This window comes from Pseudomonas sp. AC211 (assembly GCF_979258055.1).
Window position 1 is genome coordinate 1940090 of the sequence record NZ_OZ409830.1, and the last position, 22595, is coordinate 1962684.

The 22595-nt window shown below is 60.2% G+C and carries 19 protein-coding genes, 4 tRNA genes and 6 pseudogenes; 15 read left to right on the top strand and 14 right to left on the bottom strand.

The genetic code is table 11. From position 1 onward, the window contains the following. Window positions 1-61: 61 nt before the first annotated feature. Entirely contained in the window at window positions 62-730 is a 669-nt protein-coding gene (locus ACZZZP_RS09340) for a Bax inhibitor-1/YccA family protein (RefSeq protein ID WP_122498097.1), read from the bottom strand. A 132-nt stretch (window positions 731-862) separates the two neighbouring features. Between ACZZZP_RS09340 and ACZZZP_RS09345 the strand changes: the two genes are divergently transcribed. Next, window positions 863-950, top strand: a tRNA-Ser gene (locus ACZZZP_RS09345). A gap of 54 nt (window positions 951-1004) precedes the next feature. On the opposite strand, the gene ACZZZP_RS09350 is transcribed toward ACZZZP_RS09345, so the two are convergent. Then, complete coding sequence (locus ACZZZP_RS09350) at window positions 1005-1364, bottom strand: hypothetical protein (RefSeq protein WP_463382503.1); 360 nt, start codon at window positions 1362-1364, stop codon at window positions 1005-1007. Between the two features lie 214 nt (window positions 1365-1578). Between ACZZZP_RS09350 and ACZZZP_RS09355 the strand changes: the two genes are divergently transcribed. Further along, entirely contained in the window at window positions 1579-3210 is a 1632-nt protein-coding gene (locus tag ACZZZP_RS09355; protein WP_463382504.1) for an ATP-binding response regulator, read from the top strand. A gap of 3 nt (window positions 3211-3213) precedes the next feature. Here ACZZZP_RS09355 and ACZZZP_RS09360 read toward each other — a convergent pair whose 3' ends face one another. Next, window positions 3214-3867, bottom strand: a complete 654-nt coding sequence (locus tag ACZZZP_RS09360) for a LuxR C-terminal-related transcriptional regulator (RefSeq protein WP_463382505.1) — start codon at window positions 3865-3867, stop codon at window positions 3214-3216. 223 nt (window positions 3868-4090) lie between these two features. Between ACZZZP_RS09360 and gacA the strand changes: the two genes are divergently transcribed. The 8 genes and pseudogenes from gacA (at window position 4091) to ACZZZP_RS09400 (ending at window position 8512) form a co-directional block, all read left to right on the top strand. Beyond that, on the top strand, window positions 4091-4735 hold the full coding sequence (gene gacA / locus ACZZZP_RS09365) for a response regulator transcription factor GacA (protein WP_122498105.1): 645 nt from the start codon (window positions 4091-4093) through the stop codon (window positions 4733-4735). Window position 4736: 1 nt separating this feature from the next. Beyond that, window positions 4737-6563, top strand: a pseudogene (gene uvrC / locus ACZZZP_RS09370) (excinuclease ABC subunit UvrC). Window positions 6564-6596: 33 nt separating this feature from the next. After that, on the top strand, window positions 6597-7154 hold the full coding sequence (gene pgsA / locus ACZZZP_RS09375; RefSeq protein ID WP_122498109.1) for a CDP-diacylglycerol--glycerol-3-phosphate 3-phosphatidyltransferase: 558 nt from the start codon (window positions 6597-6599) through the stop codon (window positions 7152-7154). A gap of 65 nt (window positions 7155-7219) precedes the next feature. Further along, window positions 7220-7295, top strand: a tRNA-Gly gene (locus ACZZZP_RS09380). A gap of 44 nt (window positions 7296-7339) precedes the next feature. Continuing rightward, window positions 7340-7413: transfer RNA gene (locus tag ACZZZP_RS09385), tRNA-Cys, on the top strand. 159 nt (window positions 7414-7572) lie between these two features. Further along, window positions 7573-7658: transfer RNA gene (locus ACZZZP_RS09390), tRNA-Leu, on the top strand. 323 nt (window positions 7659-7981) lie between these two features. Continuing rightward, a pseudogene (locus tag ACZZZP_RS09395) lies at window positions 7982-8149 on the top strand (response regulator); the annotation flags it as partial. A 102-nt stretch (window positions 8150-8251) separates the two neighbouring features. Further along, window positions 8252-8512 carry a response regulator transcription factor gene (locus ACZZZP_RS09400; RefSeq protein ID WP_463536454.1) on the top strand — a complete coding sequence of 87 codons (261 nt, stop codon included), beginning with the start codon at window positions 8252-8254 and terminating at the stop codon, window positions 8510-8512. On the opposite strand, the gene ACZZZP_RS09405 is transcribed toward ACZZZP_RS09400, so the two are convergent. From ACZZZP_RS09405 to ACZZZP_RS09440, 8 genes and pseudogenes are all read right to left on the bottom strand, one after another. Then, window positions 8493-8897, bottom strand: a complete 405-nt coding sequence (locus ACZZZP_RS09405) for an anti-virulence regulator CigR family protein (RefSeq protein ID WP_463536455.1) — start codon at window positions 8895-8897, stop codon at window positions 8493-8495. The two genes, ACZZZP_RS09400 and ACZZZP_RS09405, sit on opposite strands and share 20 nt — an antisense overlap. 399 nt (window positions 8898-9296) lie before the next feature. After that, window positions 9297-9509 (bottom strand): heme oxygenase-like domain-containing protein, encoded by a 213-nt coding sequence (locus ACZZZP_RS09410; protein ID WP_463536456.1) that lies wholly within the window; start codon window positions 9507-9509, stop codon window positions 9297-9299. Window positions 9510-9581: 72 nt separating this feature from the next. After that, a pseudogene (locus tag ACZZZP_RS09415) lies at window positions 9582-12007 on the bottom strand (hybrid sensor histidine kinase/response regulator). Window positions 12008-12020: 13 nt separating this feature from the next. Next, window positions 12021-12498 (bottom strand): annotated as a pseudogene (locus ACZZZP_RS09420) (response regulator). Next, window positions 12498-14768 (bottom strand): annotated as a pseudogene (locus ACZZZP_RS09425) (ATP-binding protein). The pseudogenes ACZZZP_RS09420 and ACZZZP_RS09425 overlap by 1 nt, the downstream one beginning before the upstream one ends. A 125-nt stretch (window positions 14769-14893) precedes the next feature. Further along, entirely contained in the window at window positions 14894-15418 is a 525-nt protein-coding gene (locus ACZZZP_RS09430; RefSeq protein ID WP_463536457.1) for a DUF3087 domain-containing protein, read from the bottom strand. A gap of 109 nt (window positions 15419-15527) precedes the next feature. Continuing rightward, window positions 15528-15728, bottom strand: a complete 201-nt coding sequence (ptrC, locus tag ACZZZP_RS09435) for a type III secretion system co-regulatory protein PtrC (RefSeq protein ID WP_463382512.1) — start codon at window positions 15726-15728, stop codon at window positions 15528-15530. 28 nt (window positions 15729-15756) lie between these two features. Further along, on the bottom strand, window positions 15757-15891 hold the full coding sequence (locus tag ACZZZP_RS09440; RefSeq protein ID WP_277342771.1) for a hypothetical protein: 135 nt from the start codon (window positions 15889-15891) through the stop codon (window positions 15757-15759). Window positions 15892-16236: 345 nt separating this feature from the next. Here ACZZZP_RS09440 and ACZZZP_RS09445 point away from each other — a divergent pair, with 345 nt between their 5' ends. From ACZZZP_RS09445 to ACZZZP_RS09455, 3 genes and pseudogenes are all read left to right on the top strand, one after another. Continuing rightward, a complete protein-coding gene (locus ACZZZP_RS09445) occupies window positions 16237-16980 on the top strand; it encodes an amidotransferase (protein ID WP_463536458.1) in 744 nt (247 codons plus the stop codon). 186 nt (window positions 16981-17166) lie between these two features. Continuing rightward, window positions 17167-17471 (top strand): annotated as a pseudogene (locus ACZZZP_RS09450) (hypothetical protein). 10 nt (window positions 17472-17481) lie between these two features. After that, on the top strand, window positions 17482-17865 hold the full coding sequence (locus ACZZZP_RS09455) for a hypothetical protein (RefSeq protein ID WP_463536459.1): 384 nt from the start codon (window positions 17482-17484) through the stop codon (window positions 17863-17865). Between the two features lie 6 nt (window positions 17866-17871). Here the strand turns inward: ACZZZP_RS09455 and ACZZZP_RS09460 are convergent, their stop codons facing one another. The 3 genes from ACZZZP_RS09460 to ACZZZP_RS09470 all read right to left on the bottom strand — a co-directional run bounded on the left by ACZZZP_RS09460 (window position 17872) and on the right by ACZZZP_RS09470 (window position 19121). Beyond that, window positions 17872-18237 (bottom strand): DUF3509 domain-containing protein, encoded by a 366-nt coding sequence (locus ACZZZP_RS09460; RefSeq protein WP_122498252.1) that lies wholly within the window; start codon window positions 18235-18237, stop codon window positions 17872-17874. Between the two features lie 183 nt (window positions 18238-18420). Then, complete coding sequence (locus ACZZZP_RS09465) at window positions 18421-18732, bottom strand: hypothetical protein (RefSeq protein ID WP_463382514.1); 312 nt, start codon at window positions 18730-18732, stop codon at window positions 18421-18423. Between the two features lie 11 nt (window positions 18733-18743). Further along, on the bottom strand, window positions 18744-19121 hold the full coding sequence (locus ACZZZP_RS09470; RefSeq protein WP_122498256.1) for a Rho termination factor N-terminal domain-containing protein: 378 nt from the start codon (window positions 19119-19121) through the stop codon (window positions 18744-18746). 321 nt (window positions 19122-19442) lie between these two features. Here ACZZZP_RS09470 and ACZZZP_RS09475 point away from each other — a divergent pair, with 321 nt between their 5' ends. Together ACZZZP_RS09475 and ACZZZP_RS09480 are read left to right on the top strand one after the other, a co-directional pair. Further along, on the top strand, window positions 19443-19844 hold the full coding sequence (locus ACZZZP_RS09475; protein WP_163016749.1) for a DUF2513 domain-containing protein: 402 nt from the start codon (window positions 19443-19445) through the stop codon (window positions 19842-19844). Window positions 19845-19942: 98 nt separating this feature from the next. Then, window positions 19943-22465: a glycogen/starch/alpha-glucan phosphorylase gene (locus tag ACZZZP_RS09480; protein ID WP_463382515.1), complete on the top strand. Its 2523-nt coding sequence runs from the start codon at window positions 19943-19945 to the stop codon at window positions 22463-22465. Window positions 22466-22595: the final 130 nt, after the last annotated feature.

A 22595-nucleotide genomic window follows, 5' to 3' on the forward strand; every position in this document is an offset into this window, starting at 1 on the left:
GCTTTGCCGATTTCAGACATAAAAAAGCCCGCCGAAGCGGGCTTTTTCTACGACGCCTGAATCAGTCGTCGCTGCTCATGATGCCGAAAATTTGCAGCAGGCTGATGAACAGGTTGTAGATCGAAATGTACAAGCTGACGGTCGCCATAATGTAGTTGCGCTCGCCGCCATGAATGATCTGGCTGGTCTGGAACAGGATGCAGGCCGACGAGAACAGCACGAACGCCGCGCTGATTGCCAACTGCAGACCGCTGATCTGGAAGAACATGCTGACCAGCACCGCGCCGAGCAATACGAAGAAACCGGCGGTGATAAAACCGGCCAGGAAGCTCATGTCTTTACGGGTGGTGAGCACATAAGCCGACAAGCCGCAGAACACCAGAGCGGTCATGGCGAAGGCCGAGCTGATCAGCTCCGGACCGTTGGCCATACCCAGATAACGGTTAAGGATCGGACCGAGCGTGTAACCCATGAAGCCGGTAAGGGCGAAGGTGGAAACCAGACCCCAGGCGGAATCACGCAGTTTTACGGTGAGGAAAAACAGACCGTAGAAGCCGATCAGAACGACGAAAATATTGGGATAGGGAACGCGCATCTGCTGGGCAAAAAACGCAACCACGCCACTGAAGGCGAGGGTGAGGGCCAGCAGCCCGTAGGTGTTGCGCAGTACGCGGCTGACTTCTTGCTGCTCGACCTGCGCGTGGCCGAGTGCGTAATCTTGTTCGTGCATGGCGACACTCCTGAATAGACGGCTTGTTGGGTTCCGTGACCGTAGTCTTGGCGATCATAACAGAGCACTTGTAGCTGCCAACCCGCAGAGTTTGACAGTGTGTTTCCTTCCGGTATGATTCGCCCGCACTTCGGAGGTGTGGCCGAGCGGTTTAAGGCAGCAGTCTTGAAAACTGCCGACTGTAACAGGTCCGTGAGTTCGAATCTCACCGCCTCCGCCATCTGAAAACGAAAAGCCCCGCGCAACGCGGGGCTTTTTTTGCCGGCGTTTTAGCTTAGCGAGAGGCGCTGGTTGGGGCGCAGCCGGTGCTTGGGCCGCCTGTCAGCGACTCCACGTTGTCGAGGACCTTGTTGCCCTGATCAACCTTCTGCGCATGCTCGGCGGCCTGGACGCGTTGTGCGTAACCGGCAGAATTGCCGCTCAGGTTTTGCTGGGTTTCCAGCACCGAGTTGGTGATGGCCAATAGGCTGCGACCGGTTGAGATCAAGTCGGCCGTGGTATTCGGTGCGCATGGGCCGTTCGCCGTTTGTACGTTGTTCAGGCCTTGGGTTTGGGTGTTTTGCGGCAAGCAGCCGGCGAGCGTGGCCAGCACGGGCAAAACGAACAATGCGCTCAGTGTTCCCTTGATCTTCATTTGCAGTTCCCTCTGGTTTGCCGGGTTATCGGAGACCGGGCCTCGACCGAATGCCGAAGCGAAGGCAGGAAGTCTATGAGCGCCCTGTAGGCACGAGGAATAGTACGGGTGTACTACGGCGCTCGGCCCTGCAAGCCTGCTAGCGTCTTGTCCTCAAGGATGCGACCGCTTAGGGTGAGGGGCATCTGTTCAGTCGGTTTTGCAAGGATTGCTTATGCCTACGCGCGCGCGTCGCCCGTACGACACCGAACGCGCCCAGGCGGCGGTGCGTTTGATCATTACGCCGATCACTGTCAGCTACATGTTTTGGGTGTATTTCCAATCCATCATCGACCGTGAGCTTGCCTGGCTGGTCGCCTGCTTCGGTTTGTTGTTCTTTGCGCTGTCGTTGCTGCTGTGGTGGGACATCTGCCGGCGGCCCGGCGAGCACCCGGTGCGGCGCGCCTTTACGCTGCTCACCGACTTCAGTTGCATTACGCTGACCATGGCGGTGGGCGGCGCCGCCATGTTGCCGGTGTACGGCATTCTGCTATGGGTGACGGTTGGCTACGGCTTGCGCTACGGGCCACGCTATTTATTGGTGGCGACGGCCATGGCGATAGCGTCGCTGGCCATTACCGCCAGCAGCTCGGCGTACTGGCAGGCGCAACCGTTCATGACCATTACGCTGATCATCACCACGCTGATGGTGCCGGGTTATATGTACGCGCTGCTCAAGCGCGCCCACGAAGCCGCCGAGGCTGAGCGCGCGGCGAACCAGGCCAAGTCGCAATTTCTGGCGCAGGCCAGCCACGATTTACGTCAGCCCATTCACTCGATAAGCCTGTTTACCGCTTGCCTTCGCGATGGCCGGCTAGACGCTGAGCAACAGCGCCTGGTGGACAACGTCGACAAGTCGCTGCACAGCGTCTCTCGCCTGTTTCGCACAATTCTTGACATGTACTCGCTGGACAGCGGTCGCGTCACGCCGCACCCCGAAACCCTGGCGCTGCACACCTTGCTGCAGCAACTGGTGCAGCAGAACGCCGAGGCCGCGCGCTGGGCGGGCGTGGCGATCCGCGTTCATTGCCCGCCGACCTACGTTCACGCCGACCCCGGTTTGCTCACCACCATGCTGCAAAACCTGCTCACCAACGCGCTGAAATATGCGCCGGGCCGGCCGTTGCTGATTGGCTGTCGACGGCGCGGTGACCAGCTTTGCATCGAAATGTATGACAAAGGCATCGGCATCGCCGAAGCGCATCTGGGCAGCATTTTCGACGAGTTCTACCGCGTGCGTCAGGCCCGTGGCAAAGACGTGGAGGGCATGGGGCTGGGGCTTGCCATCGTCAAACGCCTGGGGCAACTGATGGGGTTGTCCATCCGCATTCGCTCCACCGTGGGCAGCGGAACCGTAGTGGCGATCGACGGCCTGGAGCCGGTTTCGGTACCCGCCGTCCATAGCTCTGCGGCGCCGCTTCGGCCTGTGGCATCGCCAATGCTCGGCGGCTTGCGCGTGTGCTTGATTGAGGATGACGACAACGTGTTGTTGGCGACCGCCACCTTGCTGCAGAAGTGGGGCTGCAACGTGGACAGTTACACCTCGATTCCGCGCAGCCATAACCCCTACGACCTGGTGATCACCGATTTCGATCTGGATACCGAGGCGTCCGGCGCGGACTGCATCACCTATGTGCGCCAACTTAGCGGGCGCAATATTCCGGCGATCATCGTCACCGGCCACGACGTGCGGCGCGTGCAGGAAGCGGTGAATGATCCGGCCATTCCGGTGCTGCCAAAACCGGTTCATCCGGCGGAGCTGCGGTCGCTGCTGGTGGCGCTGAAACTGGCGGAGCAGGCGTCGTAGCCTTCAGTTAAGCCCGGCTTTTGCCGCGAGTGCAGCGGCGGCGGTGCGCGTCGTCACGTCCAGAATGTGCAGCAGGGAAGACACATGAATGCGCACCGTGAACGGCGAAATAGCCAGCTCCCGCGCAATTTCTTTGTTGGACAGACCGCGAGCCACTAGCACCAACACTTCCCGTTGTCGCGGTGTCAGTTGATCCAGCACGCTGCCATGTCTGATAAACGCTGGTAGCCCGGCAGGCCCAGTGGCCAAAACGAATTCCCCCGCACGTACCGCCAGCAGCGCTTGGACGATTTCATCAGGCGGCGTGGCTTTGCCGATAAAACCATCGGCGCCAGCGGCCATCACCTCATCGATCAGCCCTCGGTCGTCGACCATCGAGACGATGACGATGGAACTGCGCTTGAAGGACGTCCGCAATGCGCTGATCGCTTGCGGCGACTGCCCGGGAAACAGCAGGTCGAGCAAGAAAATGCTAGGTGCTGGGCCGTCATGAGCCAGCCGCAGTACATCGGCCATATCGCTGGCTTCTTGCACGGCTGCCTGGGGGAAGACGCGCTGCACGATACGGCTCAGGCCATCGCGAAACACCGGGTGATCGTCGGCGACAATGATGCGTTCAGGTGGCGACAGGGGCGCGGTATTGGCGTTGTCAGTCATACCCGAAGCCTAAAGTCATATTTCGAGCAGCGCCACCTCCGGGCTTCAAGGATGCGCGACGGCGCTAGTTTTGCGTGGCAAACGCGCGCACGCGTCCAAGATTCTGGCGTTGGCTATTTGACTGATATGCGCCAAGCTAGGCCATGTAAGGAGATTTTGTTAAGGTGTCCGCCTTCCCATAAGACCGCTTCGCCAAGCGGCTTTGACGCGCAAGAGGTGTCGCTTGATTAGGGTGCTAGTGGTCGATGACCACGATCTGGTTCGAACCGGTATTACGCGCATGCTCGACGATATCGACGGCCTTCAGGTTGTCGGTCAGGCCGACTCGGGGGAGGAGTCGCTGAAGAAGGCGCGCGAGGTCAAACCGGACGTCGTCCTGATGGACATCAAAATGCCAGGCATCGGCGGTCTTGAAGCCACCCGCAAGCTGCTGCGCAGTCACCCCGATATGAAAGTCATCGCCGTCACAGTCTGTGAAGACGACCCGTTTCCGACGCGTTTGCTGCAAGCCGGCGCGGCAGGTTATCTGACCAAGGGCGCGGCGCTGGAAGAGATGGTCCAAGCCATTCGTATGGTGTTTGGCGGGCAGCGTTACATCAGCCCGCAAATTGCCCAGCAGCTGGCGCTGAAATCGTTCCAACCACAAACCAGTGGTTCGCCGTTCGACCTATTGTCTGAGCGGGAAATCCAAATCGCGTTAATGATCGCCGGTTGCCAAAAAGTACAAACCATTTCCGACAAGCTCTGCCTCTCACCGAAAACCGTGAACACCTACCGCTATCGCATTTTCGAAAAGCTGGAAATCACCAGTGACGTAGAGCTGGCCTTGTTGGCGGTGCGTCACGGGATGGTCGATGCCACCAGTTGAAATGAGCGAACCGTTTGACGCCAGCGCGTTTCTGGCGACCAGCAGTGGCCGCCCCGGCGTGTATCGAATGTTCGATGCCGAGGCGAAGCTGCTGTATGTGGGCAAAGCCAAGAATCTGGAAAAACGCCTGGCCAGTTACTTCCGCAAAACCGGACTGGCGCCGAAGACCGCTGCCCTGGTGGCCAAGATCGCGCAGATCGAAACCACCATCACCGCCAACGAAACCGAAGCGCTGCTGCTTGAGCAAACCCTGATCAAGCAATGGCGGGCCGCCGTACAACATTCTGTTGCGCGACGACAAATCCTATCCCTACGTGTTCTTGTCCGATGGTCCGTTCCCGCGCCTGAGCATTCACCGTGGGGCCAAGAAGCTGAAGGGTCGCTACTTCGGTCCATACCCCAGCGCCGGTGCGATCCGCGAAAGTCTGAGCCTGCTGCAGAAGACTTTTCTGGTCCGCCAGTGCGAAGACAGTTACTTCAAAACCGCACCCGTCCGTGCTTGCAGTACCAGATCAAACGCTGCAAGGGGCCGTGCGTGGCCGGCTTGGTGACGGCTGAGGAATACGCTGAAGACGTGCGTCATTCGGTGATGTTCCTGGAAGGGCGCAGTAATGCGCTTACCGACGAGTTGTCTACCGGCATGGAACAGGCAGCGATGAATTTGCAATTCGAGCGGGCGGCCGAATTGCGCGATCAAATCGGCTTGCTGCGCCGAGTTCAGGACCAGCAAAGCATGGAGGGCGGCAATGGCGATGTCGATGTGATTGCCGCGATGGTCAATCCCGGCGGTGCCTGCGTGCATCTGATCAGCGTGCGGGGTGGTCGCGTGTTGGGCAGTAAAAATTTTTACCCGCAGGTCGCGATTGAGGAGGGCGTGGGGGAGGTGCTCGCCGCGTTCCTTGCGCAGTATTACCTCGGCAGCCATGAGCGCGATCTACCGGCCGAGTTGATCGTCAACACCGACCATGAAGACTTCCCCGTGCTTATCGAAGCGATTCAATCGCTGCGCGGCCGTGAGTTGGCGATCAGCTACAAAGTTCGCGGCACCCGAGCGAAGTGGCAGCAGTTGGCGGTGACCAACGCCGAGCTGGCGCTGGCTTCGCGCCTCGCTGACCGTCAGCACATCGCCGCCCGCTTCGAAGCCTCTGGCGCAGGCGCTGAACATGGATGAAATTCCCCAGCGCATGGAGTGCTTCGACATCAGCCACTCCAGCGGCGAAGCGACCGTGGCTTCGTGCGTGGTGTTTGGGCCGAGGGGCCGCTGAAGTCCGACTATCGGCGCTACAACATTGAAGGCGTTACCGGCGGCGACGACTACGCGGCGATGCATCGGGCGCTGACGCGGCGTTTCAGCAAGATCAAAGACGGCGAGGGCAAGTTGCCCGATATCCTCTTGGTCGATGGCGGTAAGGGCCAGCTGTCGATGGCGCGCGAGGTCTTGCAGGAGCTGGCTGTGCCGGACCTGATTCTGCTCGGCGTGGCCAAGGGCGTAACGCGCAAACCCGGCCTGGAAACCTTGTACCTGAACGACGCGGCCCACGAATTCACCTTGCCCGGCAACTCGCCGGCGCTGCATTTAATTCAGCAGATCCGCGATGAATCGCACCGCTTCGCCATCACCGGTCACCGCGCCCGGCGCGGCAAGACACGGCGCACGTCGAATCTGGAAGAAGTGCCAGGCGTTGGGCCGAAACGCCGCCGCGAGTTACTCAACCACTTCGGCGGACTGCAGGAATTAAAGCGCGCCAGCAGCGATGAGATTGCCAAAGCGCCTGGAATTAGTAAAAAGCTCGCCGAGTCGATTTATGCGGCCTTGCACAGCGAGTAGAATGCCCGCTCACCTCGCAGCCTAGTTGTGCCGATGAATATCCCCAACCTGCTTACCGTTCTGCGCGTTCTGCTGATTCCGATCTTCCTGTTGCTGTTTTATCTACCGTTTTCCTGGAGCTACCTGGCGGCCAGCGCGGTATTTGCAGTGGCAGCGGCGACTGATTGGCTGGACGGTTATTTGGCCCGCAGATGGGAGCAGAGCACCCCGTTTGGCGCTTTTCTCGATCCGGTAGCCGACAAATTGATGGTCGCCGTGGCCTTGGTGGTGCTGGTGGAAGAGCACCACACCATTTGGCTGACCCTGCCGGCAGCGATCATCATCGGGCGCGAAATCGTTATCTCGGCCTTGCGCGAATGGATGGCCGAGCTCGGCGCTCGCGCGCATGTTGCGGTGTCGAACCTGGGCAAATGGAAGACCGCGGCGCAGATGCTGGCCCTGGTTATTCTGCTGGCGAGCCCGCCGTCGGAAACCGTGCGAGTGGTGATTGGCTTTGCTCTGCTGATCGTCGCGGCGGGGCTGACGTTGTGGTCGATGGTGCATTACCTGATCGCCGCCTGGCCGCACCTGAACCCCAATCGGAATAAATAAAGTTTTTTGAATCAAGGGGTTGACGGGATGTTTGGTTTCTATAGAATGGCGCCCGTCACCAAGACGCGGGAATAGCTCAGTTGGTAGAGCACGACCTTGCCAAGGTCGGGGTCGCGAGTTCGAGTCTCGTTTCCCGCTCCAGTTTGTTGACGTTGACGCCGCAGTTTGCGGCGTCTTCGTTTTGAGGCCGAGTAGCAAAATGGTTATGCCGCGGATTGCAAATCCGCTTACGCCGGTTCGATTCCGACCTCGGCCTCCATTATAGAAAGGCCCGTAGCTCGTTGATCTACGGGGTTTTTTCTTTTTAGGGCTGACCAATTCCTACATGCCTTGAAGCTTGCCTCACGCACGATGGCTGTATATATTCCGCCCTCGTTCTGTGCCGCAGCACCGCCATTGGCCGCTGCCACACACCATCGCCCGGATGGCGAAATTGGTAGACGCAAGGGACCTAAAATCCCTCGTTCTTTGAACGTGCCGGTTCGACCCCGGCTCCGGGCACCACTTCCAACACAAGGCTTATCCGCAGCGATGCGGGTAGGCCTTTGCTGTTTCTGACGCCCGCTGGTTTTATGGCACGGTCGTACGCTTAAATTCGCCTCTTCCTACACAAATCCGACATTGCGACTACGATCAGATGGCATGGCCAGGTGGGCCATGGACAGTGCCATCTACGGATCGAGGTGCAGCGTGGCGAAAGTTTTGATTGCTGACGACCATGAGGTTATCCGCATGGCTACACGGATGATGTTGGAAACCGCAGGTCACGAGGTGATTGGTGAGGCCAGCAACGGCGTTGAGGTGGTAAGCCTTTACGCAGTCTCTCGCCGGATCTGGTCATTCTGGACATGGACATGCCGCAGCTTGATGGCTTCGCCGTGCTTCAGCGGGTTCACGCGCAGGCCAATCCGCCCAAAATCATTGTGTTCTCGGGCCTGGATGCCAGCCGCTACGCGGTTCGTTGTGCGAGCCGGCGCGTCGGGGTTCGTAGCTAAAGACAGCGACTTGAAGCAGCTCACCAACGCCGTGCAAACGGTGATGTCGGGCTACAAGTTGTTTCCGTCACCGAGTATTCCTCGGTCGATGGCAGCGGTCAGTTGGCTTCGGAGAAGGAGTTGTTGGAAACCCTGTCCGACCGCGAAATGACCGTGCTGCGTAGCCTGGCGACGGGCCATCGGATCAAGGACATCGCCGATGAGCTGCTGCTGAGCGAGAAAACCGTGAGCACGTACAAAAGCCGACTCATCAGCAAGCTTCAGGTCGGCAACATTCTCGAACTGGTCGAACTGGCCAAGCAGCAACAATCTGATCTGAAACCCACCCCGCACGGCGCGCTTCTTAGTCGAACGCGCCGTTGAGCACCTCATAAATAATGCCGGTGGCGATGGCGACCAAAATCAGGTCGGTGCCGACTTGCCGCCATTCATAACCCTCGTAGCGCGGCAGCTGACCGAGCAGGCGACCGTCGAGTTTTTTGGCGATGCCCGGTGGCAGCGGTTTGCCGCGGGCGAGGTTCTTCTGAATGCCGGGGGCAGGCGGCTGGGCCTGGGCCCAATAGTCGCGGTGGCCGCCCAGCAGGCCGTAGATAGAGTTGCGGTCCACGCTGGGGCCGCCGCCATGCCCTTCGTTACCGCCGCCGTCCTTATTCTTCCCGCCCTGCGCATGTTCGCCACCATGGCCGTTGCCGTTGTTTTTGCCCTTGCCGTTGCCAGGGTCGGCGAGTGCCGCGGAAACAGAACCCATCGCCAGGGTCAGGCAGGCGAATAAAGGCGATCGATTTGTGTGCTTTGAACATGGCAGCGTTCTCTAAAGGGAAGGGCAGGGGCTGGACAATTCGAGCTTAGCTGAGCCGCAACGCACCGTCGTCAGGCCCTTAAGCGACAGCCGTCAATTGCCGCAGAGCCGCCTGTAAAAGCTCAAATGCTTCTGTCCGCCGCGCTGCAGTTCGCGCTCAGTCAGCCAGTGCTGCGCGTGGTTTTCCAGCCGCTGCAAAAAAGCGCGGCCAGAGACCAGGCGTGGCGGCGTGGGCCAGAATAACGCATAGGCGCGCCTGGCTGCGCGGCTTGCACGCGCCGAGCGAGCACATGGCCGCCCAGGAGTGAGCGCTTCCAGCACATACGCCGCGCCCCCAGCACCACGCTTTCAAGCCGCGCTGCTGCGCGCCGACAGCGGCGCAACGGGGCGGCAGCTGAGTGCTGCGAGGTCCGCACGCAGGGCATCGCTGCGCCGACGCTGCGGCCAATCGTCGGTGCCGGGGAAACGCTCGATGCCGTTCTGTTCCAAGCAGTATTCGAGGCTGAACAGCGCAGCAGCGTGGGCTTGCAGAAAGTGGCGATAACCGTCGGCAGTTTCCACAGACAGCGCCGAGAAGGCGTCATCAACCTCTTGATGCAGCCGGCACCGGCCTCGCGTAGGCGTGCGCGCACGTTATCCATGCTTGGGCACCACGGCGCGCAAGGCTTGCAGAATCTTGCGCACCAGTTGCTCTTCGGTAAACGGCTTTTGGATCACCGGGCTGTCGCCGAGGCCCACGGAGTCGAGTTCGGCATAACCGCTGATAAACATGATCGGCAGCTGAGGTTGCTGCACCGCCACCACCCGGGCCAGTTCGCCGCCGTTCATGCCGGGCATGGCGAAGTCGACGAGTAGTAAATCCACCTCTACGCTGGTCAACAAGTGCAGCGTGTGGGCGCCCGGACTCTGCTTCCCGGTGACTTCAAATCCCAGGCGCCGAAGCATCTGCGCCGTGACGTCGCGTACCGAAGGGTCATCGTCGACCAGCAAAATGTGGTGCTCGCCGCAGAGCAACTGCTGGGCTGTCGCCCGCCTGATCGGCCGCCACCGGGTTGAGAACTTGCGGTTCGGCAAGCGTGGCAAATACACCTGCACCGTGGTGCCCACGACCCACTTCGGTGAAAATCCGTGACGCCGCCACCCCGATTGCTTGGCAGGCAAACCGAACACCTGCGCCAAGCTCCAGGCCGGAGCCTTTACCCACTTCCTTGGTGGTGAAGAAGGGTTCGAAGGCTTTTTGCAGCACTTCCTGCAGCTCCATGCCGGTTCCGGTGTCCGATACCGACAGCATCACGTAGTCGCCGGGCCCACGGTTCTTGGCGCTCTGTGCTGGCTGGCTGATGGTGACGTTGGCGGTGGCCAGCACCAACTGTCCGCCGTCTTTCATGGCGTCGCGGGCGTTGATCGCCAGATTCAGGATGATCGTGTCGATCTGCGTTGGGTCGACCAAGGCGTGCCAGAGGTCGGACTGCGCCTGAATCGCCACGCTAATGCGCCCGCCCAGCGTGCTTTTGAGCAAGGTGTGCAGGTTGCTCAAGGTTTCGTTGAGGTTCAGCGGCGCGGGCGCCAATTGCTGACGACGGGCGAAGGCCAGCAGCTGGCTGGTCAATGTGGCACCGCGCTCGCCAGCGGTACGGATATGGTTAACCCGCCGCAGGCTGGTTTCAGGCGCCACGCCGCGTTCCAGGTCGCGCTGCAAGAACGTGGCGCTGGTCAGAATCACGGTCAACAGGTTGTTGGAATCGTGCGCAACGCCAGCGGTGAGGTTGGCTAACCGCCTCCAGGCGTTGCATTTGCCGGAGCGGTTGCTTCAACTTTTTCCCGTTCCTGAATCTGCTTGCGCAACGCGGCGTTGGCGTCGGCCAGCTTGTCGATGCTGGCGATTTCGCTGGTGATATCCCGGCCTGCCACGTAGGCACGGCCGCCGTCTGGCACCGCGCTCCAGGAAATCCAGCGATAACCGCCGTCACAGTGACGCAAGCGGTTGACGAAGCGGTCCGCCACCTTGCCGCGCCGCACGGTGGCCATCGCCACACGGCTGCTGCGCACGTCGTCAGGATGGGTCAGGGCGACCAAGGGCAGCCCGAGCAATTCATCCTGACGCCAACCGAGGATGCTCTGCCAGGCGGGGTTAACTGCCAGCGTGATGGAATCGAACCCTGTCACAGCGAGCCAAGTCGCGGGACAGCTCCCACGTGCGGTCACGTTCGCGGGTCCGCTCTTGCACGCGCTCGCCGAGTGTTTCGTTCATTTGCTTCAGCGCTTCGGTGGCGGCGCGCTGCTCGGTGATGTCCATCACCACGCCGACAAAGCGCGTGCACTGCGCGCCTTCAAAGAATGCCTGGCCACGCATTTCCAGCCAGCGCTCGCGGCCGTCCGACAAATGAATGCGGTAGGGCGTGGCGAAATCGGGGTGATGCGGGTCGCTGGTCACCGCTTGAATGCGTGCCCGCAGCGCCGGCAAATCGTCGGGGTGGCAGAGGCGTTCGAACACGCTCATGTCCAGCGTTTCGTCGGCGTCCAGCCCGCACATGGCGCGGTAGCGGTGGTCGCAGCGCAGTTCGCCGCTGCTGGGCTCGTAATCCCACATGCCCAGGCCAGCCGCTTCCACGGCCAGACGGGCGCGCACGCCAACCTCCTGCAACGCCTGCTCCGCCTGCTGCCGACGGCGCCGCTCATTCACTTCCGCCAGGGCGCGGTTGACCGCCTTGGGCAGTAGCGAGAGGTTTTGTTTGAGCACGTAGTCGACGGCGCCGGCGCGCATCATGTTGACGGCGTTTTCTTCGCCGTACACACCGGAAAGGGAAGATAAAAGGCGTTTGCGCGGCCAAACGCCGGGCTTCCTGCAACGCCTGGCTGCCGGAGAACCCCGGCAGAATGAAGTCGGCCAGAATCAGATCAAACTCGCGTCGCTCCAGGGCTTCAACGACACCAATCTGGTCGTAGACCAATTCGACATCGAGGGTGTAACCACTGCGCTCCAGTGCTAACTGAGCCAGTTCCGCATCGTGCGGGCTGTCCTCAATCAACAAAATACGGATGTGTGTTGACGCGGGCATCAAGGTTCCTAGGTCAGTCGTGCTGGTCGTCGTGCTTGCGGGTGCGGTTCAGACGCAACGAGCCGGGCGGTGGTTCATTGAGAACGGCCCAGAAAATCCCCAGATCGGAAATCGCCGCCACGAAGTCTTTGAATTCCACCGGCTTGACCACATACGCGTTCACGCCCATTTCATAGGCGCGCATCAGATCGGGTTCCTCGCGAGAGGAGGTCAGCATGACCACCGGAATGCTGCGCAGCGCCGGGGTTTCGCGCACGGTTTTGAGCACTTCCAGACCGTCGACCTTGGGCAACTTCAAGTCGAGCAACAGCACGGCCGGATTGCCGTCTGCGCGGCTCTCGTAATCACCACGTCGCAGCAGGTAATCCAGCGCTTCGGCGCCGTCGCGTTTAATCACAACATCGTTGGCCAACTGGCTGCGCTCCAGCGCGACCAGAGTCAGTTCCAGATCGTTGGGGTTGTCTTCCAACGAGAAGGATGGGTTTGAGCATCAGTCTTTCCGGTCATCAAGTGGAGTGTTGTAAGTCAGTCGGGGTAGAGGCGAAATAGAACGTGGCGCCATGGTCGATACGGCCTTCGGCCCACACGTGGCCGCCATGGCGTTCGATGATGCGGCGCACACTTTGGCCAGGCCAATGCCGGTGCCTTCGAACTCTTCCATGCGATGCAAACGCTGGAATACACCGAACAGCTTGTTGCTGTACTGCATGTCGAAGCCGACGCCGTTATCGCGGATAAACACCACGATTTCATCAGCGCGCTGCTCAGCGCCCATCTCGATCACCGCCTTGTCGCGGCGGCTGGAATACTTGAGGGCATTGCTGACCAGATTGCGCAGCACCATGTGAATAAAGGCGGCGTCGGCTACCACGACGGGCAGCGGCTGGATGCGCCACTCTACGTCGCGTTGCTCGTAGTCGGGGCGCATTTCCTCGCGAATGGAACTGACCAGCGCGCCCAGATCTACGTCCGTCATGTGCAGCGCGGCGCGGCCCATTTGCGAGAAGCTCAGCAGGTTGTCCACCAGCACGCCGGCGAAACGCGCGGCATCGCTGATGTTCACCAGGAAACGCTTGCCGCGCTCGCTCAGCTGCTGACCTTCAAGCTCACCGAGCAGTTCGGTGTAGCCGGCGATGTGGCGCAGCGGCGCGGCAGTCGTGGGACACGCTGTACGAGAACGACTCCAGCTCTTTGTTGCTCTCGCGCAGTTCGCCAGCCAGCATCGCCATCTCTTCGGCCTTGCGCAGCACGATGCCCAGCACGGCGTTGCGCAGCTCCGCGCACCTTCGCATTCAGCCGCGTCCCACGGCGCGCAGTACCCGCGCAGCTCTTCGCGCCAGGTGTCGAAACTGTTGCGCGGGGAAAGGGCGCCGCTGGTTAAATCCAGTGTTTTATTCGGCTGCCCGGCCCATTTCACTGTCTGCACGCGCTCGGGCCGGAACCACATCAGGTAATGAGCGTGCAGCTTGGAAATCGACACCGCCAGCACGCCGGCACTGTGAGCCGCCAGGTGCGGTAAATGCGGCACATCGCGACCGAGATTGTCGCTGCTGAACAAAAGGCCGCCCTTCTGGCCCCCGAGCCACGTGGCCAGCTCCATGATGTGTTCGTCGGCCGGCGCGTTGCCGACCGTGACGCACGTATCGGCCGTCACCACGGCGGCGCCTTGGGCCTGGGCGAACGCCAGCACCACGTCGGGCAAGCGCTGGAAGCCTTCGGTCACGCTGTCGTAATCGGCCATACCGGCCAACAGCCGCACGACCAGATGGCGCAATTCCAACTTGCGGTGCGCCAACTCAGCCGCTTCGCTGGCGTCGATTTGCAACGCCAGAATGCGCGCCAACAACTCACAGGTGGTGCGGGTTTTGTGGCTGAGCAGACGCGGCTCGCTGTCATGACACGAGATCAACCCCCACAGGCGATCGCGCACCACAATCGACACCGACATCGAGGCCAGGGTGCCCATGTTGCGCATGTATTGCAGATGCACCGGCGACACGCTGCGCAGCGAGGCGAAGCCCAAATCCAGCGGCTGCTGATCGACCGGGTTCAACGCGGGAATCAGGGGCGAGGGCGTGTAATTGGCATCGGGAATCAGCCGAATCAGGTTCTTGCAATACAGCGCGCGGGCCTGGGCCGGGATATCCGAGGCGGGGAACTGATGGCCCAGGTAGCTGGCGTAACCCGGCTCGGCGCGTTCGGCCAGCACGTCACCATTGCCGGCTTCATCGAACCGGTAGGCTTTGACGCGGCCAAAGCCGGTAATCCGGCTCAACTCATTGACCGCCAACTGGCAGATGGCCTCGATGGTGTTCGCCGCATGCAGCTCGGCAACAAAGGTGCGCATCAAGGGATACAGAACACCGTAAGCCTCGCCAGCATTGCTGGCCTGCTCGAATTCGAGAATCAGCTGATCGTCGTTGCGATGGCCCATCAGCGCGAACGAGCAGGCCTGTGCCGTGCCCATAACAAAACGCACATCGCCAAGATGGAAGGGGTTGCGGTCTTCATCCGAGAGCCCGGCGAGCCGCGCCGGTAACTCCGGCTCATCGATCAGCTCGCTCAGCGATAAACCCAGCAGGCTCTGCGCCTCGAGCCCAAGCCACTGGCGGACGTTTTCACTGACCTGTTGCACTGCCAAGTCCGTTGCCGCGACCACGATCAAAAATCCATGGGGCTGAATGCCGCCGGGAATATGGATCGGTTCGTCGGCACAGCGCGCTACGGCGTCGGTCAGCGAATCAGGGACGGGGGTGTTCATGGTGCATCCTTTCAGACCAGTGCCACGAGAAATGGGCCGGCAATACGGCTTGGCCCAATTCAGAGCGGCGGCTGCAGAAAATGGTTCGAGAAATTTTCGACGGTGCGATTGGCGGTTATTTTGCCTCAGCCCAACCCGTTGACTGCCAGTAGCCACTGGGGGTTCAGACGCGGCTGGTCGGTTTCCAGTCCGAGCGCCTGCATGGCTTCTTTATGGGCGGCAATTTCAGCGGTTACCTGGCTGAGCGAACTGGTATTGGCTTCCAGCAGGTACATCTGCGTCAGGCCCTGGTGGTAGAAACGCAGCAACTTCATGGCCTCCGGGTTCTGCGCGTTTACGCCGGCCTCCACGTCGTGCATCACATTGGTCACGCTCATCAGCGCGCGCTTCAGACGCCAGCCATACACCGCTGCGCTCATCCACGGCTGCGACCACAACTTGACCTTGAACAGTGCGGCGCACAGCACCACCGCCAACGCCACGCCGCCGGCATTCCAACGGAAATTGTCGCCGCCCGGCGTGCCAAACAGCAGCACCGCCAGGCTGGACAACAGCATGGCCATGGCCACGAATATCACCGCCACGATCACCGTGCTGCGGCGGGTTTGCTGGCGATAGGTGGCAGGGTCGAAGGGTTGGATTTCAAACATGAGGGGAGAGGGCTCTAGGCGAATGCGGCGGGTATTATCGCCTTAGAGCGGGCGAGCGGGGAGAGAGGACGAGGCGAGTTGCTGAATAAAAGAAGGGCTGCGGCGAAGTTCAGCGCCCCGCATTCGCTCCTCGTACCAACCGGCTGATCGCCTCGCGTTCGCTGATCTGCGTCGGCATCTTCAGGGTGACAAGGTGACCATCCATAAGCTGAATGGCCAGTTCGGTTTCAAAGTGCAGGCCGTTTTCGTCGAGGGTGGCGTAGGTCACGCCATAGGCGTTTTTACCGGTTTCGCTGAACATGCTGCCCATGGCGTTCTCCTTGTTGAGCCGCGTTGCATTAATGACGTGCAGGTTTTTGTTCGGTTTTTGCCGGGGCAGGGGTTTTGTCGCTGTGGCGATACAGCTCGGCATTCAAGTGGCTGGCAAAGGCCGAGGCGGCTACAAGGCTGGCGATGGCTCCGAATTTGTTCATGGCGGTTTTCCTCATGCTAGGGGGGCGGTGTTGCCCGATGGGTTGCATGATTGCCGAGCGTCGCAGCGGCCAGAAGTGAAAGGGCACGATGGTGACTATCGAAGCCAGTGATACAGCGCAGCGGCGCTATCGAGCCAGCGATATGGACGCGCGGCCTTGCTCAGGAAAATGGGTCAGTTCGTAAAATTTTATTGACGACAACGGCCGCCGCATTTCCCACTGTGGATTCACAATTAAAACCGCGAAAGCGAGATAAGCCGTGGTTTATGGGTTTCCTTGCGCGCGCCGCTATGTTAAATAAAACAAACAGCTGGCCATAACCTACATCGCTTCAGGAAATCCCTTATGTCGTTACGTATCTGCATTCTGGAAACAGACATTCTGCGTCCGGAACTGGTTGACCAATATCAGAGCTATGGCCGGATGTTCGAGCAGCTCTTCGCTCGCCAGCCAATTGCCGCCGAGTTCGTCACCTACAACGTGGTGGAGGGCAACTACCCGGCAGATGACGAGCGCTTCGATGCCTATTTGGTCACCGGCAGCAAAGCCGATTCGTTTGGCACGGATCCCTGGATCGAAACCCTCAGAACTTACTTGCTCGACCGCTATCAGCGCGGCGACAAGCTGCTGGGCATTTGCTTTGGCCATCAGTTGTTGGCGCTGCTGCTGGGCGGTAAAAGCGAGCGGGCGCATCAGGGCTGGGGCGTCGGTACCCACCGCTACCAAGTGGCCGAGCAGCCGAGCTGGATGACCCCTGCGATGGATGAGTTGACCTTGCTCATCAGCCATCAGGACCAAGTCACCGCGTTGCCCAAAGACGCGACGGTAATTGCTTCCAGCGCGTTCTGCCCCATCGCCGCGTACCGCATCAATGACCAGGTGCTGTGCTTCCAGGGGCACCCGGAATTTATTCACGATTATTCCCGCGCCTTGCTGGAAATTCGCCAGCAGCACCTGGGCGAAGAAATCTATAAGTCCGGTATCGACAGCTTGCAGCACGACCATCAAGGCGCGGCTGTTGCCGAGTGGATGATGCGTTTCGTCGCGCAAGACAAAGGCGGCGTTGCCGGCCTGATCCATCGAGGCTAAAGCCTCTCCCACGGATTGTTCGTTGCTGTGGGAGTAGCTTTATCCTCGAGCTGTTTGCGCCTGTTCAGCCCGCCCGCCGTACCAATTATCAAAATCCCCGCTCATTTTTTCCTCCCTACGGTCACAAAATTAAGCGCGGCGTTTCGTTGCCGTCGCCTTTTGAAGACCAGAGGAAAACGCAGCACGATGGGCTATCTCGATCTTTTGCAGTGGCCGGCCATGGCCGTCACGGTAATAGCCGCCTGGCTGATTGGCGCACGAAGCGCGCGCCGCCGGATGATGGGGTTTTGGGTTTTTATTCTGAGCAATGTGTTGTGGGTGATCTGGGGCTGTATACCCACGCGTATGCGCTGATCTTGCTGCAGTTCTGCCTGTGCGCCATGAACTGCCGGGGCCTGAAGAAAAAATGCCGACACAGTCACACAGCCGTAACGCCGGGTTGGCAGTTTTTTTCAGCAGCTATAGTCAAGACTTACTGCCGAAATACATGAGGCCCGTTTTATGGACTGGCTCGTCACTTATAAATACAACAACGTGGAGCGCCACCTGCAGTTGCAGGCCCGCACTGTGCCCAACATTCAGGTGGTCGCGTTTCGCGCGGTGACGGAGGTGTTCGGCGAGAAGCCGCCGGTGGCGAAGGTCGCCGGGCAGCCGGTACTGGAGTGGGTGAGGGCGTGCGGTGTGGATATCACTGACGTGATCTTGCTGCGTCGCAACAGCCGCGAGCGCAAGCCTGACGCAGAAGATCAGGGCGCGGGTGCCCAGTCGCAAAAAAAGGCTGAAGCGCCTCCCGGTCATGCAACTGTTGCCAGCCATGCGGAAGAGGCTTCAGCCTCGATGTTGCGAACTTACTTAATGCTGCGAACTAAATTCCGTGTCCGCTAAACCTGCTTAGCAAGCGACCGCTTTCTGCACGCGGCGTTGACGCAATTCCTGATTCGAACGGCGAGCCAGGGTTTTCGCTTTGGTCACGTGAATCGGACCTTCAACGTAGGTCGGCAATTCGCGCTCAACCCAAGCCGCCTCATCCCCGCGCCAGCGCAGCAGGCCAGCCTCGATTTTAATTTCACGGTGCAATTCACGAATCAGCGTGTGCATGCGTGCTTGGCTCAGCAGCTCTTCGCTTTTGATTGCCTTGCACAGCGGCTTGCCGTTCTGCCCAACCAGGGACAGCAGCAAAGAACCGTCTGGACGAGGTTTGATGGCAACAGTGTGCTGAGGAAACGCGTCGAAGAATTCTTTGATGGCCAGTTGCATTCCATGTACTCCATTGATTCTTTTGCAGATGGAGTGAATAGAGCAGATGCCGTGCCAGAAAATTCGTACGAGAAAAACAGAATAAAATCAGTAGCTTAGATATTTTTCCGAGCGCAACGGTCGTGCACTTTGCATGATCGGGCAAAACCCGATCTTGCAAAGTGCAATTTCAGCTCGCGTCGTTTAGCTGAAGGGTTGCTGAAACGGGGTTTTCACCGGCACGTCCGGCCCAGCTTCATCGGGCACGAACGTCTGCGGTTGATAGCCGCGTGGCGCCGGTTTGCGTGGCACGCGCTGCGCCACTTCGGGCAGGTGTTTGAGCTGATACCTCGGCGGTGCCGGATGACGCGCACGGCCTAGGCCGCGGTAGATGGCGACGGCGCCCAAGACGATGTCAGCCGCGCCGAGCACGCCCTTCACGGCCATGCCTTTGCGAATCAGCAACGCGCCGCCGGCGACGGCAAGCAAACGTTCGAGATAACCCGGATTAGCCATTGGTGAACTCCTCAGGACGCTTTCTTCAGGGCCGACACCAGCTCGGCTTTGCGCATGCTTGAGCGGCCCGGAATGTTCATGTCCCGCGCACGCATCATCAGGTCGGCCTTGCTTTGCTCTTCCAGCTTCTGCCCTGGGCGGGGCGCGCCATGCTTAGTGGCGACGGCCTGGCGCGCCGACGATTTGCGCGCCGCGCTCTTGGCGCCCGGCGCCTTGCGCTGCCCGGAGCCGCCGGCCTTTTCGCCGCCACCGGACTGTTTATTCACCGTGGCCCAGGCGCGGCCTTCAGCTTCGCCTTTAGACACACCTTTGGCTTCGTAGCTTTCTTCGATGTGCTCGGCCTTGCGCTTTTGCTCGGCCGTGTACTTGTCTTTACTTCCGCGCGGCATGATTTCTCTCCTCATGATGCGGGGCTGTAGCAAGCCCGTTACAGGTTCTGAGCGAGGGCCGTTGCCGGGAGTTCAGCTTTTTCCGCAAACGGTTCGCTGAGGGCAAAATTGGTTGAACTCTCACGCGCAATCACACACCTATTCTGTAGGGGACCGGTCTGCCCATCGCTCAAACGCCAGTGTTGCGCGCAACCGGATGGTCGACTGGCTTCGATCATTGGTAACGGTTCCCTGCACATTTCACCCCTTGCAACCGGCCATTTATTGCAACCGGTTGGAGCGGGTCTGGGAAACAGGAAACGGGGACGAGGAGCGAAGGACATGAAAAGAGATTGGGAGCTGTTGCGCGAAATGCTGCTGGAAATCGAGAGCCTGCAAAAGGGCCATCATTTCTTCCCCCACCGCATCGACGGGCACTCCAGCGACAGCGTCAGTTATCACCTGCACCTGCTTGAGCAGGCTGGCCTGGTGGAATGCGCAGACCACCGTCCGCTCAGCGGCGAGCTGGTGCGCATCGGTAAATCGCTGACCCTCACCGGCCACGATCTGCTCGACCTGATCCGTGACGACAACCTGTGGATGGTCAAGAAAGCCTTCCTCACCGAGCACCTGGGCGGCATCACCATCGACGCCCTCAAATCGACCATGGCGCTTTACCCAAGCGACAGCGGCAGCTCATTCAATGTCTCCCGCCACGCACAGAACGACGCCGTCTTTAATTAACACGGCAACCCGTTTTCATTCGGTAGCAGTGGCGGCTTTGAGCCGGCCGCTGGCTGCCGCTTTCACTCGCGCTCAACTCAGCTGACCGAGGCACGCCCATGTCCGCCGATCGCACGTCGCAAGACGAGGCCACGTTCAACTCCACTGGCACTCAGTCTGACAACCCAAGCTCCAGCACTTCATCCAGCGCCGACGTTCAGGCCTTCAAGCAAAGCATTCTGGCCAAACTCAAATACGCCGTCGGCAAAGACCCAGGCAATGCCTACATCCACGACTGGTTTGAAGCCATCGCCCTGGCCGCCCGTGATCACCTGGTCGACAACTGGGAAGAAGCCGAAGCGCGGGTCGATCGCAAGCCGCAAAAGCGCGTGTACTACCTCTCGCTGGAATTTCTGATCGGCCGATTGCTTGTTGATTGTCTGAGCAACCTGGGCCTGCTGGAAACGGCACGCGAGGCGCTGGCCGAGCTGGACGTCGACATCGAGCGCATCCGCGAAGTCGAGCCCGATGCCGCGCTCGGCAACGGCGGCCTCGGGCGACTGGCCGCGTGCTTTATCGAAAGCATGGCCACGCTCAACATCGCCGGCCATGGCTACGGCATTCGCTACGAGCACGGTCTGTTCAAGCAGGTGATCAGCGACGGCTGGCAACACGAACACACCGAGACCTGGCTCGACTTCGGCAACCCGTGGGAATTCGAGCGGCCGGAAGTGAGCTACAACGTCGGCTTCGGCGGCAGCGTTAATACCGTTACCGAGCGCAACGACGTGCCGCGCCAACACTGGCAGCCCACCGAAATTATCCGCGCCATCGCCTACGACACCCCCGTGGTTGGCTGGCGCCGCGCTGGCGTCAGCACCTTGCGGCTGTGGCGGGCGAGGGCGCTGGAAGACCTGCAATTGGAACGCTTCAACGCCGGCGACCACTTGGGCGCCGTGGCCGACGTGGTGCGTGCCGAAAGTATTTCGCGCGTGCTGTATCCGGCTGACAGCACCGAGGCTGGCCAGGAACTGCGCCTGCGCCAGGAATTCTTCTTCGTTTCCGCCTCGCTGCAAGACTTGCTGCACCGCCACATGCGCCTGCATGGCGACATTCACTCGCTGCCGGAAAAAGTCGCCATTCAGCTCAACGACACCCACCCGGCCATCGCGGTGGCCGAGTTGATGCGCCAGTTGGTCGACGTGTACCGCATCGAATGGTTTGCCGCCTGGGAATTGTCCGTCGCGACCCTGTCGTACACCAACCACACCTTGCTGCCCGAGGCGCTTGAGTCGTGGCCGGTGTCGTTGATGGAGCGCCTGTTGCCTCGGCACATGCAGATCATTTACCTGATCAACGCGCACCACATCGACTCGCTGCGGGCCAAAGACATCCACGACTTCGACCTGCTGCGCTCGGTGTCGCTGATTGAAGAAGAACACGGGCGCCGCGTGCGCATGGGTAACCTCGCGTTCCTCGGCTCGCACAGCATCAACGGCGTGTCGGCGCTGCACACCGACCTGATGCGCGAAACCGTCTTCCGCGATTTGCACAACCTGTACCCCGACCGCATCCGCAATAAAACCAACGGCGTAACCTTCCGCCGCTGGCTCTACCAGGTGAACCCGCAGCTTACCCAGCTGCTCATCGAAAATATCGGCGATGGCGTGCTCGACAGCCCGGAAACCTCGCTGATCAAGCTCGAACCGTTCGCCGACAAACCGGCGTTCCGCAAACAGTTCGTCGCCCAGCGCCAACACAGCAAAGCGGCGCTGGCGCGGTTGGTAAAAGAGCGGCTGAACATCGACCTCAACCCCGAGGCGATTTTCGATGTGCAGGTCAAACGCATTCACGAATACAAACGCCAACTGCTGAACCTGCTGCACACCGTGGCGCTGTATCAGGCGATTCGTAACGAGCCGACCACCGATTGGGTGCCGCGCGTGAAAATCTTCGCCGGCAAGGCAGCCGCCAGTTATCACCAGGCCAAACTGATCATCAAACTGGCCAACGACATCAGCCGCACCATCAACGACGACCCGACCGTGCGCGGCTTGCTCAAGGTGGTGTTCATTCCGAACTACAACGTCAGCCTGGCGGAAACCATCATTCCGGCGGCCGACTTGTCGGAACAGATCTCCACCGCCGGCATGGAAGCCTCTGGCACCAGCAACATGAAATTCGCGCTGAACGGTGCGCTGACCATCGGCACGCTCGACGGCGCCAACGTGGAAATGAGCCAACTGATCGGCCAGGAACACATGTTCATCTTCGGCATGACCGCGCAGGAAGTGAAAGCGCGCATGAGCAATGGCGACTTCGACACCATCCATGTGATCCAGCAATCACCGCGACTGAACGCGGCGCTGGAAGCCATCAGCAAAGGGGTATTCTCGCCGGATGATCCAGAGCGCTATGTGGGCCTGATCGATGGCCTGGTGCACCACGACCGCTACATGCTTTGCGCGGACTTCGACTCGTATTGGGATGCGCAGCGCAAAGTCGACGAGTTGTGGCAGCAGCCCAACCAATGGTGGCGGTCGGCGGTGCTGAATACTGCACGGACAGGCTGGTTCTCCTCGGACCGGACCATTCGTGAGTACGCCGAGGATATTTGGAAGGCGATGCCTCCCAAGAAGTGAGGGTTAAAAGCATCGCGGCTAAAGCCGCTCCCACAGAAATCGCACAATCTGTGGGAGCGGCTTTAGCCGCGATAGGTTTTATCAGGCGACGGACATTCGCCCCAGCCCGCGGTTAACGTCCGCCTTTGAT